The following is a 15,025-nucleotide window of genomic DNA, read 5'->3' as shown; positions in this document are numbered from 1 at the left end:
GCTAGGGGGCGACGGTGACAGTTGAGTGACACTGATGTGAATCGCTCACAATCATCACGAATGATCCGCAGGCTGACTCGCACGGTGCTGCCTTAAGCGGCTTTTCCGTCTTATACTAGCCAGCTTTACGCTTGGGCCAAGCCCACGCGTCAGTACAATCCAAGGAGTTTTTCTATGCGCTGGAGCAATCATCTAGCTCAGCTTTGTGTGTTTGCCAGCGTATTGCTGGTTCCGTTCGTTGCCCAGGCAGCCTCGGAAGACGACCCTTGGGAAAGCATCAACCGCCCGATCTACAAGTTCAACGATGTGCTCGACACCTATGCGCTGAAGCCTTTGGCCCAGGGCTATCAGTTCGTGACGCCGCAATTTCTTGAGGACGGCATCCACAACATGTTCCGCAACGTCGGCGATGTCACCAACCTTGCCAACGATATCTTGCAGGCCAAACCGGCCGCCGCTGGCGTCGACACCGCGCGCTTGATCTTCAACACTACGTTTGGCCTGTTGGGCTTTATCGACGTCGGCACCAAGATGGGCCTTCAACGCAATGACGAAGACTTCGGTCAGACCCTCGGCTACTGGGGCGTAGGCAGCGGCCCGTACGTGATGCTGCCGTTTCTGGGCCCTAGCACCTTGCGTGACGCGCCATCCAAGTATGTCGACGGCTATACCGGCCCGTACCCTTACATCCACGACGTGCCTGTGCGTAACTCCATCTTCGGCCTGAACATCGTTGACACCCGCGCCAGCCTGCTGTCGAGCGAGAAGCTGATCAGCGGCGACAAATACATATTCATCCGTAATGCGTACTTGCAGAACCGCGAATTCAAAGTAAAGGACGGCCAGGTTGAAGACGATTTTTGATCTCGACCGGTAAAACGTGAAGAAGGCGGCCAGTAGGCCGCCTTCTTTCGTTTGGCTTTTTGGCCAGTTTCAGCGATGGTTTGAACCTTCCATTACGTTACGGTTTTGCCGGTTCTTATAACTCCCGGTGATTTGAAATTGAAAGACGTCAAGCGACCATCGGCGTGAGCTTGAAACGACCCGCGGATGGGAGTACCGTCTGCGCCTTAGAAGGGCACCTCTGGTGTACCTGTGTGTAGGGCAAATGCTCGAAAACAGTGCGCTAGAGAGGCTAGAAAGCGAATCCAGTAGTATGAGCCGGGACAAAGCCCCTGCCTGCTACGCCAACCTAATTCTGGCGCCGTTTGCCCACATGCCAAAAACCAGTGCCACGCTGCTGATAATCGATGATGACGAAGTAGTGCGCGCGAGCCTCGCCGCCTATTTGGAAGACAGTGGTTTCAGCGTCTTGCAGGCCAGCAATGGCCAGCAGGGTCTTCAGGTATTCGAGCAAGACAAGCCCGACTTGGTCATCTGCGATTTGCGCATGCCACAGATGGGCGGGCTCGAACTCATTCGCCAGGTCACCGAGCTGTCACCACAAACCCCGGTGATCGTGGTTTCGGGCGCCGGCGTGATGAACGACGCGGTCGAGGCCCTGCGCCTGGGCGCGGCGGATTACCTGATCAAGCCTCTCGAAGATCTGGCTGTGCTCGAGCACTCTGTGCGCCGGGCCCTGGATCGTGCGCGCCTGTTGCTGGAAAACCAGCGCTACCGCGAGAAGCTGGAAAAGGCCAACCGCGAACTCGCCGCCAGCCTGAACCTGCTCCAGGAAGACCAGAACGCCGGTCGCCAGGTGCAGATGAACATGCTGCCGGTCAGCCCCTGGACCATCGACGAGTTCCAGTTTGCTCACCAGATCATCCCGTCGCTGTACCTGTCGGGTGATTTCGTCGACTACTTTCGGGTCGACGAGCGTCGGGTAGCGTTCTACCTGGCGGACGTTTCCGGTCATGGCGCCTCTTCAGCCTTCGTTACCGTGCTGCTGAAGTTCATGACCACGCGCTTGTTGTTCGAATCCAAGCGCAGCGGTACCTTGCCGGAATTCAAGCCTTCAGAGGTCCTTGGTCATATCAACCGAGGCCTGATCAGTTGTAAGCTGGGTAAACACGTCACAATGGTCGGTGGAGTCATCGACGAGGAGACAGGTTTGTTGACCTATAGCATCGGTGGTCATTTACCGTTGCCTGTGTTGTACACGCCAGACAGTGTTCGTTACCTGGAAGGGCGTGGTCTGCCGGTGGGCCTCTTCAATGAAGCCACCTACGAAGATCACGTACTGGAACTGCCGCCGACGTTCAGCCTGACGCTGATGTCCGATGGCATTCTGGACCTTTTGCCAGAACCTACACTCAAAGAAAAAGAGGCGGCTTTGCCCCAACGGGTCAAGGCAGCGGGCGGCAGCCTGGATGGTCTGCGGCAGGTTTTTGGATTGGCCACGCTAGGGGAGATGCCGGATGATATCGCCCTGTTGGTGTTGAGCAGGAATCTTTAATGAGTACCGGTAGAATCCAGTTCGCCGAGCAGGATGGCACCTTCGTCCTGAAGTTCGTCGGTGAAGTTCGCCTGACCCTGTGTTCGGCGTTGGATGCGACTATCGAGCGGATCTTCACGGCGTTGAACTTCAACACAATCGTGATCGACCTGACCGAAACCCGCAGCATCGACAGCACGACGTTGGGCCTGCTGGCCAAGCTGTCGATCCTGTCGCGGCAAAAGGTCGGCTTGCTGCCGACCGTCGTCACCACCCACGAAGACATCACCCGTCTGCTGCAGTCCATGGGCTTCGAGCAAGTGTTCAACATTGTTGACCGCCCGATCCCGTGCCCTGAGTGCCTGACCGACCTGCCAGACCAGGATCAGTCCGAAGAAGTGGTACGGATCAAAGTGCTCGAAGCGCACAAGATCCTCATGGGCCTGAACGACTCCAATCGTGAAGCGTTCCATGATCTGGTGAACGCCCTCGAGCGTCACTGATTCACCGCATACCTGTGGCGAGGGAGCTTGCTCCCGCTGGGTTGCGAAGCAGCCCCAAAATCGACATATAAAAAAGGGCGAACCCGTAAAGGTTCGCCCTTTTGCGTTTTCTTACTGGATCACAGCTTGGCTTGCAGCAACGCCTCAAGCTTCTCCTGGTCGCGAGCGAACTGGCGAATACCCTCAGCCAGTTTCTCGGTCGCCATCGCATCCTCGTTGGACAACCAACGGAACTGCGCTTCATTCAAGCTCAAACGCGCTTCACCAGCATGACCCGGCGCCAATTTGCGCTCCAGCTTGCCAGTATCCGCCGCCAGCTTATCAATCAGATCCGGGCTGATGGTCAGACGGTCGCAACCGGCCAGCTGCTCGATCTGATTCAGGTTACGGAAGCTCGCACCCATGACCACAGTCTTGTAGTCATTGGCCTTGTAGTAGTTGTATATGCGTGTCACCGACTGCACGCCCGGATCATCCGCGCCGGTGTAGTCGTTGCCGTTGGCTTTCTTGTACCAGTCGTAGATGCGACCCACGAACGGCGAAATCAGGAACACCCCGGCGTCAGCACACGCCGCAGCCTGAGCAAACGAAAACAGCAACGTCAGGTTGGTCTGAATGCCTTCTTTTTCCAGAATTTCGGCAGCACGGATGCCTTCCCAGGTGGAAGCGATCTTGATCAGCACGCGGTCACGGCCAATGCCGGCCTTGTCGTACAAGTCGATCAGACGGTGCGCACGCTTCAATACGGCGTCAGTGTCGAACGACAGGCGCGCATCCACTTCGGTGGAAATACGGCCGGGGATCACTTTCAGAATTTCTTGCCCTACCGCAACGCCAAAACGGTCGCTGGCCAGGCCCACATCGCCCTTGCAGTCGCTGACGCAAGCGTTCAGCAACTCGGCATAACCGGGAATGGCCGCCGCTTTGAGCAGCAGGGAAGGGTTGGTGGTAGCGTCCACGGGTTTAACGCGAGCGATAGCTTCGAAGTCGCCGGTGTCGGCAACCACGGTGGTCATTTGTTTGAGTTGTTCCAGCTTGGAAGTCATGGGCGTGCTCTGTCCTATGGGTCTAATGACATTACCCGAGCGCTGACAGCCACTCAAGGGTGCGTGTACGTATCGAGGGCCCCAGCGGCAACAACCGGAAAACGGCTGTTTGAATGGCGGGGCGCGGTATCGGTAAATACGATGCCAAATCAGACCACAGGTTCAACCCAAGCGACCGTTAACGCCCTTCAAGCAACTCCGCCGCCTGATCCAGCAACACTAAAGGCTCTTTAGCCTTGTGAATATCCACCGACAACAACTGCCGAAACTTGCGCGCCCCGGGAAACCCGGTACCCAGCCCCAGCACATGCCGAGTGATGTGGTGCATCGAGCCGCCCGCATCAATATGCGCGGCTATATAAGGCCGCAACTGCGCCAGCGCCTCAGCCCGGCTGATCACCGGCGCCGTGCTGCCGAACAGTTGCTGATCCACCTCAGCCATCACATAAGGGTTGTGATAAGCCTCACGGCCCAACATCACGCCGTCGAACGTCTGCAAATGCTCGTGACAGGCTTCCAGCGTCTTGATCCCGCCGTTGAGAATAATCTCCAACTCCGGAAAATCCGTCTTCAACCGCGCCGCCACGTCATAACGCAGGGGCGGAATGTCGCGATTCTCCTTCGGCGACAACCCCTCCAGAATCGCAATCCGCGCATGCACCGTAAAACTCGTGCACCCGGCATCCCGAACCGTACCGACGAAATCACACAACTCCTCGTAACTGTCCCGCCCATTAATCCCGATGCGGTGCTTCACCGTCACAGGAATCGACACCGCATCACGCATTGCCTTCACACAATCCGCCACCAACTGCGGATGCCCCATCAGGCACGCACCAATCATATTGTTCTGCACCCGATCACTCGGGCAGCCGACATTCAGATTCACCTCGTCGTAACCGTGCTCCTGCGCCATGCGCGCGCACATCGCCAGGTCCAGCGGGACGCTGCCGCCGAGTTGCAGCGCGAGCGGGTGTTCGGCTTCGTTGTGACGCAGGAAGCGGTCGTGATCGCCGTTTAGGAGCGCGCCGGTGGTGACCATTTCTGTGTAGAGGAGGGCGTGCTTGGAGAGTAGGCGTAGGAAAAAACGGCAATGCCTATCAGTCCAATCCATCATGGGCGCAACGCTGAAGCGGCGGGAGAGCGGGGCGGGTGTTGCGTTGGTTATGGACATTAGGAATCTGGATCGGTGAGGCTGGAAGGTGGGGAGTTTATCAGGATTGGGCTGGCGGAGCGTTGGTGAGTCTTGCTACTGCTGATCTGCGGCCGTCATCCTTGGCACCGCCAATGGCTGACCTGACAGCGAACAGCACAGCGCCTGCTGTAGGAGGTCACAGTCCATACCTGTGCGTTATAGCGCTGTTCATAATGGGTATATCCACGCTTCACCATTCGGCTACCGTCATCGTATATGACTTGATTGCGCAGGCTCTGCTCCTGTGCGTTGAAGCTATATTTATTTGCCTCTGCTGCGATACACCCACAGCTCCCAAACACGAGGAAACCATGATGAACTCCCACAAAGCTGTCGCTGTTTCGCTGGCCTTGCTCAGCGCAGCCTTCTTCACATCTGCCGCCCTGGCCGAGGGAGCGGGTTTGATTGCCTCCACCCCATCCGAACTCAAGTGGACAGCCGCGCCGTCGGTGGGGCCCGGTGCGATGATTGCAGTGATTGAAGGTGACTTGAAAGCCGCCGAGCCTTTCACTCTGCGCTTGAAGCTGCCGGCAAATACGAAAATCGGCGTGCATACCCATCCCGTGACCGAACGCGTAACCGTTATCTCAGGCATTTTCTACTTCGCCACCGGAGACACATTCGATTCGGCACGGGCCAAGGCCTATCAACCGGGTGATACCCTGATCATTCCCGTCGGCATGCCGATGTACGGCGCCAGTCGAGAGCAGGAAACCGTGCTCCAACTCCACGGCACGGGGCCTTGGGGGATCACCTACCTCAACCCGGCGGACGACCCTAGAAACAGCAAAATGTAGCGAGCGACAATCAGGTAAAAGAATCAATCGTACCTGACTCCCGTTGGCTCTGTTTTCACCTACAGAATTTCCTTAGGGGTCAGGCCGCACCTCATAAATGCAGCGGCCTTGCACCTATTTGTTCTCAACCCCAGTTGGGCGGTGAGTTGCTGGGGACTTAGATCTTTCTTCTAGAGTTCTATTTCGCGGATCGCTGCAGCCGCTTCCAGATCATCTCCTGAAACATCCGTACGGCCGGCCCTTCCTTCTCTTCGTGATTCGCACCTGCAATCACTGCCTCGACCCCAACATGTTGAACTTAGGCGGGAGCGCGATCGGTAGCAGCTTCATTGAGTACAGTGGGGGTGCTGCACGACTAAGGGCGGACGCAACGGCCGAAGTGTTTTTGCCGTTGCGTGGTTTGCCTGAGACATGGTGAGTGCTGAGTTGGCGACTGCTGCGCAGCCGGACGCAGGCTTCGCCGGCTGCTACATGGATCGAGTAGGTGGCGGTTATTTGGGTTCGGGTGTTGCTATCCACTGGCCCAGAATTTTTTGGTAGTTGCCCGTGACTTTGGCCAGGTGTAGCCACTGATCGACGTACAACTTCCAGGTCATGTCATCACGCGGCAGCAAGTAAGCCTTCTCGCCGTATTGCATGAATTGCTTCGGGTTCACCGCGCACAGACCGGGTTTGAGTTTCTGCTGATAGAGCGCTTCCGAAGCGTCGGTGATCATCACGTCAGCCTTCTTGTCCAGCAGTTCCTGGAAGATGGTCACGTTGTCGTGAAGGCGCAATTGCGCCTTGGGCAGGAAGGCGTGAACAAAGGCTTCGTTGGTGCCGCCGGCCGGTTCGACTAAACGAACCGAAGGCTGGTTGATTTGCTCGACGGTCTGGTACAGCGCCTGATCTTCGCAGCGCACCAGCGGGATTTTGCCGTCGACGTCCAGCGTGGTGCTGAAGAAGGCTTTTTTCTGGCGCTCCAGCGTGACCGATATGCCGCCGACGCCGATGTCGCATTTGCCCGCGAGCATGTCGGGCATCAGGGTTTTCCAGGTGGTCTGCACCCACTCGACCTTGACGCCCAGGCTGTCGGCCAGCGAGCGGGCCATGGTGATGTCGATGCCCGAGTATTCGCCGTCTTCGGCTTTGACGGTATAGGGTTTGTAGTCGCCTGTTGTGCACACGCGCAGTTGGCCCTGTTGGATGACGCTGTCCAGATGCGATGGCTCTGCCTGAGCGGCAAACGATAGAGCGAGCAGGCCACCGAGCAGCATTGTGCTTTTCAGGTTGTTCATTGTTATCCGGCTTCCATGATGGAGTGGGTGCTGAGAGTACTGACTTTCTGCTGCTCTGCTCAACATCATCCTCGCCGGGCCGGACTCAGTGACAGCAGCAACTTGAACCGCCGCAGCCAGACTTCTTCTTTACGCCTTCATGTTTGTCTTCTGTCAGTACGCTTGCCGGATACCCTGCCTCTTTCAATGCCGATAACAGAACTTCGCTCTCGGCATCTCCAGTCACCTTGACCCGACCGGCCGTCAGATCGACTGTCACTTCACCCACTCCTGCGAGTGGTTGCAATGCGGCGTTGATGTGTTTGACGCAACTCCCGCAACTCATGCCATCGACTTGCAGTTCAGTGCTGTTCATTACGTAAACCTCTTTTACCGTGAGTGGCAGGGGGGGATGGATGAGATCGATGGTTGACCTTGCCGCGATGGCAAGGTCAAGCGCTTTTTAAAGGGCGTTAGTTGCTCATCGGCTTTTTCATCATGTTCGACTGCTGATCCATCATTTTCATCATCATGTCCATCATCTGGTCTGAATGAGCCATGCCGCCGGACATGCCTTTGCCCATGCCCATGCCCATGCCTTGGCAATGGTTGTGCATCATGCCCATGCTGTCCTTCATCGTGGCCATGCCTTCTTGCATGGCGGCCTGGCGTTCGGCCGGGGTTTTGGCAGCGATCATTTTTTCGTGAGCGGCCTGCATTTTTTCCATCTGTTCGCTCATGGCTTTGTCTTGCGCGGTAGCGGGGGCGGTAGCTGCGGTGGTCGGTGCGGTTGGCGGTGTGTCGGGGTGATGTTCCTCGACAGCGAGGGCAACCAATGGGCTACTGATGAGCAGAGCGGCGACGAGTGCTTTGAAGTGCATTTGCATGGCAATCTCCAGTGAGTCAGGGACGTACGGGAATGGAGCAGCGCTAAAGAGGTGAAGCCAAAGGGGCGTCCGGAGTTCCAGACGCTCGGAGGACTGTTTTAATTGTTGAAGCGAACGAAGCGCAGGCGTGCTGGCAGCCACAGTGCGAGCACTTGGCGGATCAGCAGCGGTAGGTGCGTGCGGAACCAGAGCATAGTGTGTACCCGATCCGAGGAGTTACCTTGAGCTTAGTCCCGAGAAAGAGGCCGTGATTGATCCATATCAAGTGGTGCCTCTTTCCGTTACTCCGCGCCCATTTCCATCCCTGGACTCAACGTCCCCAACCACGCCACCAGCCCCACAATCAGCACCGCCGCCGCCAATTCAACCACCACGCTGCGGCGCAACGCATTCGCTGCCACCCGATATTGACCGTCACGCAACGACCGCTCCAAAAACGGTCCCAGGTGAAACCGGTTCAACGCGGCGAGCACCAGCATCCCGGCAAACAGCGCGATTTTGATCGACAGTAAAATCCCGTAGGTGCTGAGCAATAGATCGTCGAGCGTCGGGCCCACGATGAACAGGTAATTCACGACGCCTGTGACCGTGATGACGACCACGATCACCGCGCCCACCCATTCAAATCGGCGGACAGCCCGAGCCAGCAATCTGATGCGCTCCTCGGTTTGCAGCGCGTTGATCTTTGCCATCAAGGCAAGCGCCACCAGCGCACCGAACCAGGCGCCCGAAGCCAGCAGATGCCCGATGTCAGTGATGAAATGCCAATAACGAAGGTCACCTTCATCCATCGCTCCATGACCGTTCCAGGCCAGGCTGGCGAGGGCGATAGCGCCGGCAATAAACGCGATCAGCAGGCTGGATCCTGGTGCTCGCCGGTTGAATACGACCGCCAAACCGCCGACCACCAGCGCGATGAGGCGCACGACCCAGGCCAATCCCACGTCCGTCTCAAGCACCATCATTTCGATATGCGGGTGCAACTCGGCAAAGTCCGTCTCACCGCTCATGGCGCTTGCCATCACCACCATGCTGGCGATGGAAAACAGCACACCCAGCACCGTCGTGCCCACCAACATCGACCGAAACGGCAACACCGCGCCGGAAATCCGTTCCTGTCCTTTAAGGCTATAGAGCCCAAACAGCGCCAGGCCAAACAGCAGCATCAAATCCACATACAACCCAAAGCGCAGTGCAATGCTGACCGAGTCGCTCATCAATCACTTCACTTTGAACGTGACGTTGCCGGTGATCGGGTGGGTGTCCGATGACACCGCGCGCCATTCGACTTTGTAGGTGCCGACGGGTAATGGCGAAAGCGGGGTGATGACCATGGTTTTCGGATCGTTGCCGCCGGAGACCTTGGCTTTCATCGGCATGGGGGAGTGCGCCATGCCAGGCATTTCGGTCATGACCAGTTTTGCGCCGGAGAACTGGGTCATGAGGTTCTCCGAGAAGTGCAGTTCGATCTTGCTCGGTGCCGCACCGTCCGCACCTTCGGCCGGGGTGGAGGACAGCAGTTTCGGGTGCGCTTGAGCGAGCGCGCTCATGAGCAGTCCAATGGCAACAGCGGTCGTTTTAATCATGCGCATGCAAGGCCTCTTACCGCTTTAAGCGGTTGTTTTTTTGGTTGTTGAGTTAATGCGTTTAAAACCACAGGCGAACACCGAGGACCAGGCGTGCTTCGCTGCGGTCCTCACCTTCATCGTTGGCGTAGTCGGCGGTTTTGCCGTAGGTGCGGTTCCAGGTCACGCCGATATAGGGCGCGATTTCCCGGCGGATTTCATAGCGCAGCCGCAGGCCGGCTTCGGTGTTGGATAACCCGGAACCGATCCCCCGTTGCGGATCGTTTTTGCCGTAGAAGTTGAGTTCGGCGGTTGGCTGCAGAATCAATCGGTTGGTCAGCAGGATGTCGTAGTCGCCTTCCAGTCGTGCAGCGGTTTGGCCGCCTTCGCCGATGAAGGCGGTGGCCTCGGTTTCGAAGTTGTACAGCGCCATCCCTTGCACGCCGAACGCGGCCCAGGTTTGCGGGTCGCCAGGTTTGAAATCCTGGCGAATGCCGGTCACCACGTCCCACCACGGGGAGATGGCATGGCCCCACAGGGCCTGGATTTCGGCGTCTTCGGTTTTGCCATTGGTGCGTTCGCCTTCGGAGCGCAGCCACAGGCGATCGATGTCGCCGCCGATCCAGCCGGACATGTCCCAGGCCAGGGTGCTGCCGTCGTCAGCGTCTTGCCATTCGAGTTTGTCGGCGAGGAAGTAATAGTTGAGCGCGGTGTCATGCACCATGTGGCCGGACGGACTGGCATACACGGCGGCGCGGTCGGCATTGGTCAGCGCCGGGATCGGCGTGCGGCTTTCGGTCGGTGCGGCGGGCTGCATCTGGCCGTCGTCCATGCTTTGCATTTGGCTATGGTCCATGCCCGGCATCTGGCTGTGATCCATGTTCTGCATGTCGTCGGTGGCGGCCATCGCCGAAGAGAGTGTCAGGCTCGCGGTCACGAGTGCCAAAGAGAGGGAAGTGAGTCTGGTCATCGATAGGCGCCTCATTCTTCCACCCGAACTTCACGGAACATGCCCATTTCCATGTGGTACAGAAGATGGCAGTGATAGGCCCAGCGTCCGAGCGCATCGGCGGTGACACGATAGCTGCGTCGGGAACCGGGTGGCATGTCGATGGTGTGTTTGCGCACCATGAATTCGCCGTTCTCGTCTTCGAGGTCGCTCCACATGCCATGCAGATGGATCGGGTGGGTCATCATCGTGTCGTTGACCAGCACCACCCGAACCCGCTCGCCGTATTTGAGGCGCACAGGTTCGGCGTCGGAGAACTTCACGCCGTTGAACGACCAGGCGAATTTTTCCATGTGGCCGGTGAGGTGCAGCTCGATGGTACGGCTCGGGTCGCGACCGTCCGGGTCTTCGAAGGTGCTGCGCAGGTCGGAATAGGTCAGGACGCGGCGGCCATTGTTGCGCAGGCCGAGGCCGGGGTCGTCGAGTTTGGGGGCGGTGGTCATGGCTTGCATGTCCACCAGTGGGTTGTCTTTTTCCGTCTCGGGATGGGACTGCATGCCGGGCATGGCCATGGCGCTGTGATCCATGCCCGCCATGCTGCCGTGATCCATGCCGCCCATGCCCATGTCATCCATGGTCACCAGCGGCCGAGGGTCCAGCGGCGGTACCGGCGCGGATAACCCCGCCTTCGCTGCGAGCGTGCCGCGTGCAAAGCCAGTCCGATCCATCGACTGGGCGAACAAGGTGTAAGCCGCTTCGGTGGGCTCGACAATCACATCGAAGGTCTCTGCCACCGCAATGCGAAACTCATCGACACTCACCGGTTTGACGTGCAGCCCATCCGCAGCGACCACCGTCATTTTCAGCCCGGGAATGCGCACGTCGAAATACGTCATGGCGGAGCCATTGATGAAGCGCAGGCGCAGCTTTTCGCCCGGCCGGAACACACCCGTCCAGTTCGAGTTCGGCGCCTGGCCGTTCATCAAGTAGGTGTAAGTTGCGCCGCTGACGTCGGCCAGGTCGGTGGGGTTCATCTTCATCTCGGCCCACATTTTTCGATCGGCGACCGTGGAACCCCAACCTTTCTCGCTGACGTCGTGGATGAAATCACCCACGGTGGGCTTGTTGTGGTTGTAGTAATCGGATTGCTTTTTCAGCGTCTTCATCAGGCCGACCGGATCTTCATCGGTCCAGTCGGTCAGCATCACCACGTAATCGCGGTCGTACTGGAAAGGCTCCGGCTCCTTTGCATCGATCACCAGTGGCCCGTAAACGCCGGACTGTTCCTGAAAACCGGAATGGCTGTGGTACCAGTAAGTGCCATTCTGCCGGACCTTGAACTGGTAGACGTACGTGCCATTCGGCTCGATGCCGTGAAAGCTCAGCCCCGGCACGCCGTCCATGTTGGCCGGCAGCAAGATGCCGTGCCAGTGAATGGAGGTGTCGGCGTTGAGTTTGTTCTTTACCCGCAGCGTCACCGTGTCACCTTCGCGCCAGCGCAGCAGGGGGCCGGGAATACCGCCGTTGATGGTCATCGCGGTGCGCGGGTTGCCGGTGATGTTGACCGGGGTTTCGCCGATCAACAGGTCGAAATCGGTGCCTGCCAGCACTTGAGGCTCGCCAGGACTGGTGACCGCCCAGACAGGTGTGCGCCATAACCCGAGGCCGCCAAGGAGCCCGCCTGCGGCCAGGCCCTTCACGAAGGTGCGTCTTGTTGTGTTGGAATGCATGCCGTTTTCCTGGTCCGTCAGCGTGGAGAGTGCTTGGTGACAAGGCTAATGGGCGGCGCCTTTCAGCAGGCTGAGGCGCAGATTACATTTTTGACAGGTTCATGCCGTATTTATTGGCGTGTACCGGGCGTTGATGTTGTGGCCACGGTGCCGCCCCCGCAATTGATATACGAAGACGACTTCAACCAGCGCTGATCCGGATAGTAAGAAAACAACAACTGCCCGTCTTTCATTGAATCAATCAACTTATGCGCAATTGCTGGCCGCACCGCTGGACACCCCAGGCTTCTACCAATCCGGCCATTGGTTCGGGCAAGAACCGGACTGACATAGGGCGCCCCGTGAATAACGATCGCTCGCTCGAACGCTTTGTCATTGAACCCCGGCTCCAGGCCTTCCATGCGCAAGGAATACCCGTTCTGGCCGACGTAGCTCGATTGGGTCCGATACAAACCCAGGCTGGTGGCAAAGCTTTCATTCTGGTTGGAGAACTTGACCGCCATGTTCTCGCCGCTGTTGCGACCGTGGGCGACCAGTTCGTGGAACAGTAATTTACGTTTCTTCAGATCGAACACCCACAACCGTTGTTCGGTCGAAGGCAGTGAATAGTCGATGACAGCAAGTCTTTGGACAGGCGCTTTACCTTGGGCCAAGCTGCATTGAGTCGCGCGTACGGCCAGCCCGATGACTTTGGCGTTGGCGCCAGGTGCTGCTTTGAGCAGCGCGGCTTCAAGCGAATCGGCGTAGGCTGCCGGTACTGAAACTGACGTCAGCAGCAGGGCCGAGAACAGGAAACAAAAGCGGTCTAGCGCCATATGTAAATCTCACATTAATGTTTCGAGTCTAGCAGTGTGCAGGATGCTAGCCGTTGAATACGGGGCGATTAAGGATTATCCATGGGGCAGTTAACAAGGTTATTCGTCATAAGCCGCATGTTTTTTATGGGCTTTCTGATCAGCGGCGCAGCGATTGCAGAAACCTCGCCGATTGAGGGGGTATCTGCTGCTATCCGCAGAAATGGCGCAGCACCTGACGATTACGTCGCTCAAACGATTCAGGCGGCACTTGAGCCCTTGAGCTCATCGTTTCCTCCCTTGCTCACTTCCCGTGGCCATCAACGGATGGACCCGAGTCGTGTGGTCATGGATTTTTACATGCATCGGGGTTACCGCTCGGCCTGGGCCAACGACCGCGATGTCATCCAGTTATTGAAAAGCCTGAGCGAGACCCAGGCCGATGGGTTGGACCCTGCCGACTTTCATATCGAGGAATTGGCGAATGCCCGGGCGTCGATGCAGGCAGCAGCGCCAACAGTGGCGCAACGGGCGGCGTTCGATATCGCAGCCACCCGTACCTTTGTCACGGCGCTGCTGCAATTGCGGCGTGGCAAGGTTGACCCTTCGCGTCTGGACATTCATTGGAATTTCGACCCTGTGGGCGCCGATCCCCGTGGAGACATGCATAAATTGTTCGCCGCGCTCGATGCGCATGACGTGGCGCGCGCTTTCGCCGAAGCACCGCCACAAGAGGCGGTTTACCGCAGCCTGCGCGTGGGCCTGGCGCAACTGCGCAAGGTTCGGGACACTGGCGGCTGGCCGAAGGTTGCCGAAGGCCAATCGCTCAAGCCAGGCATGGATGACGTCGCTGTCGCGCAGTTGCGCGCACGCTTGGTGGCGGGTGGTTATCTGGCCCCATCGAAGAGCCCACGCACTGACTACGACGACAGCGTCACCGCAGCAGTGAAAAAGTATCAGGCCGAGCAATACCTGGGGGCGGATGGCGTAGCGGGCGCCGCGACACTGGCGGCGTTGAATGTGCCCGTAGAAGCACGGATAGACCAGGTCCGGGTGAACATGGAGCGCGCGCGCTGGTTGCTGTACAAACTTCAGGGCACTTTTGTCATCGTTGATATTGCGGGTTACAAGGTGGCGCTTTATCGCGACGGGAAGGCGATATGGCGTTCCCGGGTTCAGGTCGGTAAGCCGTTTCGCAGTACGCCGGTGTTTCAATCCGAGATCACTTACGTAACGTTCAACCCCACCTGGACCGTACCACCGACCATCCTCGTCAAAGACATGCTGCCGAAGATACGAAGAGATCCCGGCTACCTGGCCGCCAACCGAATAAGAGCCCTTGATCGAGAGGGGAATGTGCTCGATCCGTCGACCGTCGACTGGGATAACGCACGCGGTATCACGCTGCGACAGGATGCGGGGCCGGACAACTCGCTGGGGCAGGTGGTCATTCGGTTTCCCAATGAATATTCGATTTATCTCCACGACACGCCGCATCGCGAGTTGTTTGCGCAATCGCGCCGAGCCACCAGTTCAGGCTGCATACGAGTGGAGAATCCACTGCAGTTGGTAGAGCTACTGTTCAATGACCCGGTTCGTTGGAACAGCGCCGCAATACGGGCCCAGCTGGCTAACGGCAAGACCGAAAACATCAGGCTTCCTGTCAAAGTGCCGGTGCTGTTGGCTTACTGGACGGTGGATCTGAGTAGTGATGGTCGAGTGATGTTTAAACCTGATGTATACGGCTATGACTCCGCGGTACTGCGGGGGCTCAATCAGCCTTCGGAACTGCCCGTCCTGGATGTGCGACGAGCAGGAACTTCCGCGGTCGCGACGGGGCAAAACCGGTAATGATCCTGAAACAGGCGAGGTGTGCTATCCGTAGGTAACCGGCAGGTCATCGATGCACTGACGTTGCAAGCGCTC

15 protein-coding genes are annotated in these 15,025 nt (G+C 58.0%); 5 read left to right on the top strand and 10 right to left on the bottom strand.

What is annotated here, in order from left to right:
* The first annotated feature begins 174 nt into the window (after positions 1-174).
* From ACQ4OB_RS10985 to rssC, 3 genes are all read left to right on the top strand, one after another.
* Complete coding sequence (locus ACQ4OB_RS10985) at positions 175-864, top strand: MlaA family lipoprotein (RefSeq protein ID WP_430955677.1); 690 nt, start codon at positions 175-177, stop codon at positions 862-864.
* Between the two features lie 352 nt (positions 865-1,216).
* Positions 1,217-2,398, top strand: a complete 1,182-nt coding sequence (gene rssB / locus ACQ4OB_RS10980) for a two-component system response regulator RssB (protein ID WP_010456296.1) — start codon at positions 1,217-1,219, stop codon at positions 2,396-2,398.
* Positions 2,398-2,880 carry an anti-sigma factor antagonist RssC gene (gene rssC / locus ACQ4OB_RS10975; protein ID WP_074875167.1) on the top strand — a complete coding sequence of 161 codons (483 nt, stop codon included), beginning with the start codon at positions 2,398-2,400 and terminating at the stop codon, positions 2,878-2,880. Before rssB ends, rssC begins: the two co-directional genes overlap by 1 nt.
* A 119-nt stretch (positions 2,881-2,999) precedes the next feature.
* Here rssC and tal read toward each other — a convergent pair whose 3' ends face one another.
* On the bottom strand, positions 3,000-3,926 hold the full coding sequence (gene tal / locus ACQ4OB_RS10970; RefSeq protein WP_008151357.1) for a transaldolase: 927 nt from the start codon (positions 3,924-3,926) through the stop codon (positions 3,000-3,002).
* A 178-nt stretch (positions 3,927-4,104) separates the two neighbouring features.
* A complete protein-coding gene (gene dusA / locus ACQ4OB_RS10965) occupies positions 4,105-5,100 on the bottom strand; it encodes a tRNA dihydrouridine(20/20a) synthase DusA (protein WP_074875171.1) in 996 nt (331 codons plus the stop codon).
* Positions 5,101-5,435: 335 nt separating this feature from the next.
* Here dusA and ACQ4OB_RS10960 point away from each other — a divergent pair, with 335 nt between their 5' ends.
* On the top strand, positions 5,436-5,918 hold the full coding sequence (locus ACQ4OB_RS10960) for a cupin domain-containing protein (RefSeq protein WP_074875173.1): 483 nt from the start codon (positions 5,436-5,438) through the stop codon (positions 5,916-5,918).
* A gap of 491 nt (positions 5,919-6,409) precedes the next feature.
* Here the strand turns inward: ACQ4OB_RS10960 and ACQ4OB_RS10955 are convergent, their stop codons facing one another.
* The 8 genes from ACQ4OB_RS10955 to ACQ4OB_RS10920 all read right to left on the bottom strand — a co-directional run bounded on the left by ACQ4OB_RS10955 (position 6,410) and on the right by ACQ4OB_RS10920 (position 13,120).
* Positions 6,410-7,195 (bottom strand): transporter substrate-binding domain-containing protein, encoded by a 786-nt coding sequence (locus ACQ4OB_RS10955; RefSeq protein WP_074875175.1) that lies wholly within the window; start codon positions 7,193-7,195, stop codon positions 6,410-6,412.
* An 85-nt stretch (positions 7,196-7,280) separates the two neighbouring features.
* Positions 7,281-7,550, bottom strand: a complete 270-nt coding sequence (locus tag ACQ4OB_RS10950; RefSeq protein WP_430955676.1) for a heavy-metal-associated domain-containing protein — start codon at positions 7,548-7,550, stop codon at positions 7,281-7,283.
* 97 nt (positions 7,551-7,647) lie between these two features.
* Complete coding sequence (locus tag ACQ4OB_RS10945; protein WP_430955675.1) at positions 7,648-8,061, bottom strand: hypothetical protein; 414 nt, start codon at positions 8,059-8,061, stop codon at positions 7,648-7,650.
* 281 nt (positions 8,062-8,342) lie between these two features.
* On the bottom strand, positions 8,343-9,278 hold the full coding sequence (gene copD / locus ACQ4OB_RS10940; protein WP_430955674.1) for a copper homeostasis membrane protein CopD: 936 nt from the start codon (positions 9,276-9,278) through the stop codon (positions 8,343-8,345).
* A 3-nt stretch (positions 9,279-9,281) separates the two neighbouring features.
* Positions 9,282-9,653 (bottom strand): copper homeostasis periplasmic binding protein CopC, encoded by a 372-nt coding sequence (gene copC / locus ACQ4OB_RS10935; protein ID WP_430955673.1) that lies wholly within the window; start codon positions 9,651-9,653, stop codon positions 9,282-9,284.
* A gap of 55 nt (positions 9,654-9,708) precedes the next feature.
* Positions 9,709-10,596 (bottom strand): copper resistance protein B, encoded by an 888-nt coding sequence (locus ACQ4OB_RS10930; protein WP_430955672.1) that lies wholly within the window; start codon positions 10,594-10,596, stop codon positions 9,709-9,711.
* Between the two features lie 11 nt (positions 10,597-10,607).
* Positions 10,608-12,305, bottom strand: a complete 1,698-nt coding sequence (locus ACQ4OB_RS10925; protein ID WP_430955671.1) for a copper resistance system multicopper oxidase — start codon at positions 12,303-12,305, stop codon at positions 10,608-10,610.
* A gap of 110 nt (positions 12,306-12,415) precedes the next feature.
* Positions 12,416-13,120: a murein L,D-transpeptidase catalytic domain family protein gene (locus ACQ4OB_RS10920; protein ID WP_074875191.1), complete on the bottom strand. Its 705-nt coding sequence runs from the start codon at positions 13,118-13,120 to the stop codon at positions 12,416-12,418.
* 81 nt (positions 13,121-13,201) lie between these two features.
* Between ACQ4OB_RS10920 and ACQ4OB_RS10915 the strand changes: the two genes are divergently transcribed.
* Positions 13,202-14,950, top strand: coding sequence for a L,D-transpeptidase family protein (locus ACQ4OB_RS10915; RefSeq protein ID WP_430955670.1), 1,749 nt, complete (start codon positions 13,202-13,204; stop codon positions 14,948-14,950).
* Positions 14,951-15,025: the final 75 nt, after the last annotated feature.

This window comes from Pseudomonas sp. ES4, from assembly GCF_050586665.1.
Lineage (GTDB): Bacteria > Pseudomonadota > Gammaproteobacteria > Pseudomonadales > Pseudomonadaceae > Aquipseudomonas > Aquipseudomonas frederiksbergensis.
This window is presented reverse-complemented; position numbering and strand designations above follow the sequence as displayed.

Bases quoted from the DNA above. Each gene is read 5' to 3' on its own strand.
- ACQ4OB_RS10985 (WP_430955677.1), top strand. From the start codon at position 175: ATGCGCTGGAGCAATCATCTAGCTCAGCTTTGTGTGTTTGCCAGCGTA.
- rssB (WP_010456296.1), top strand. From the start codon at position 1,217: ATGCCAAAAACCAGTGCCACGCTGCTGATAATCGATGATGACGAAGTA.
- rssC (WP_074875167.1), top strand. From the start codon at position 2,398: ATGAGTACCGGTAGAATCCAGTTCGCCGAGCAGGATGGCACCTTCGTC.
- tal (WP_008151357.1), bottom strand. From the start codon at position 3,926: ATGACTTCCAAGCTGGAACAACTCAAACAAATGACCACCGTGGTTGCC.
- dusA (WP_074875171.1), bottom strand. From the start codon at position 5,100: ATGTCCATAACCAACGCAACACCCGCCCCGCTCTCCCGCCGCTTCAGC.
- ACQ4OB_RS10960 (WP_074875173.1), top strand. From the start codon at position 5,436: ATGAACTCCCACAAAGCTGTCGCTGTTTCGCTGGCCTTGCTCAGCGCA.
- ACQ4OB_RS10955 (WP_074875175.1), bottom strand. From the start codon at position 7,195: ATGAACAACCTGAAAAGCACAATGCTGCTCGGTGGCCTGCTCGCTCTA.
- ACQ4OB_RS10950 (WP_430955676.1), bottom strand. From the start codon at position 7,550: ATGAACAGCACTGAACTGCAAGTCGATGGCATGAGTTGCGGGAGTTGC.
- ACQ4OB_RS10945 (WP_430955675.1), bottom strand. From the start codon at position 8,061: ATGCAAATGCACTTCAAAGCACTCGTCGCCGCTCTGCTCATCAGTAGC.
- copD (WP_430955674.1), bottom strand. From the start codon at position 9,278: ATGAGCGACTCGGTCAGCATTGCACTGCGCTTTGGGTTGTATGTGGAT.
- copC (WP_430955673.1), bottom strand. From the start codon at position 9,653: ATGCGCATGATTAAAACGACCGCTGTTGCCATTGGACTGCTCATGAGC.
- ACQ4OB_RS10930 (WP_430955672.1), bottom strand. From the start codon at position 10,596: ATGACCAGACTCACTTCCCTCTCTTTGGCACTCGTGACCGCGAGCCTG.
- ACQ4OB_RS10925 (WP_430955671.1), bottom strand. From the start codon at position 12,305: ATGCATTCCAACACAACAAGACGCACCTTCGTGAAGGGCCTGGCCGCA.
- ACQ4OB_RS10920 (WP_074875191.1), bottom strand. From the start codon at position 13,120: ATGGCGCTAGACCGCTTTTGTTTCCTGTTCTCGGCCCTGCTGCTGACG.
- ACQ4OB_RS10915 (WP_430955670.1), top strand. From the start codon at position 13,202: ATGGGGCAGTTAACAAGGTTATTCGTCATAAGCCGCATGTTTTTTATG.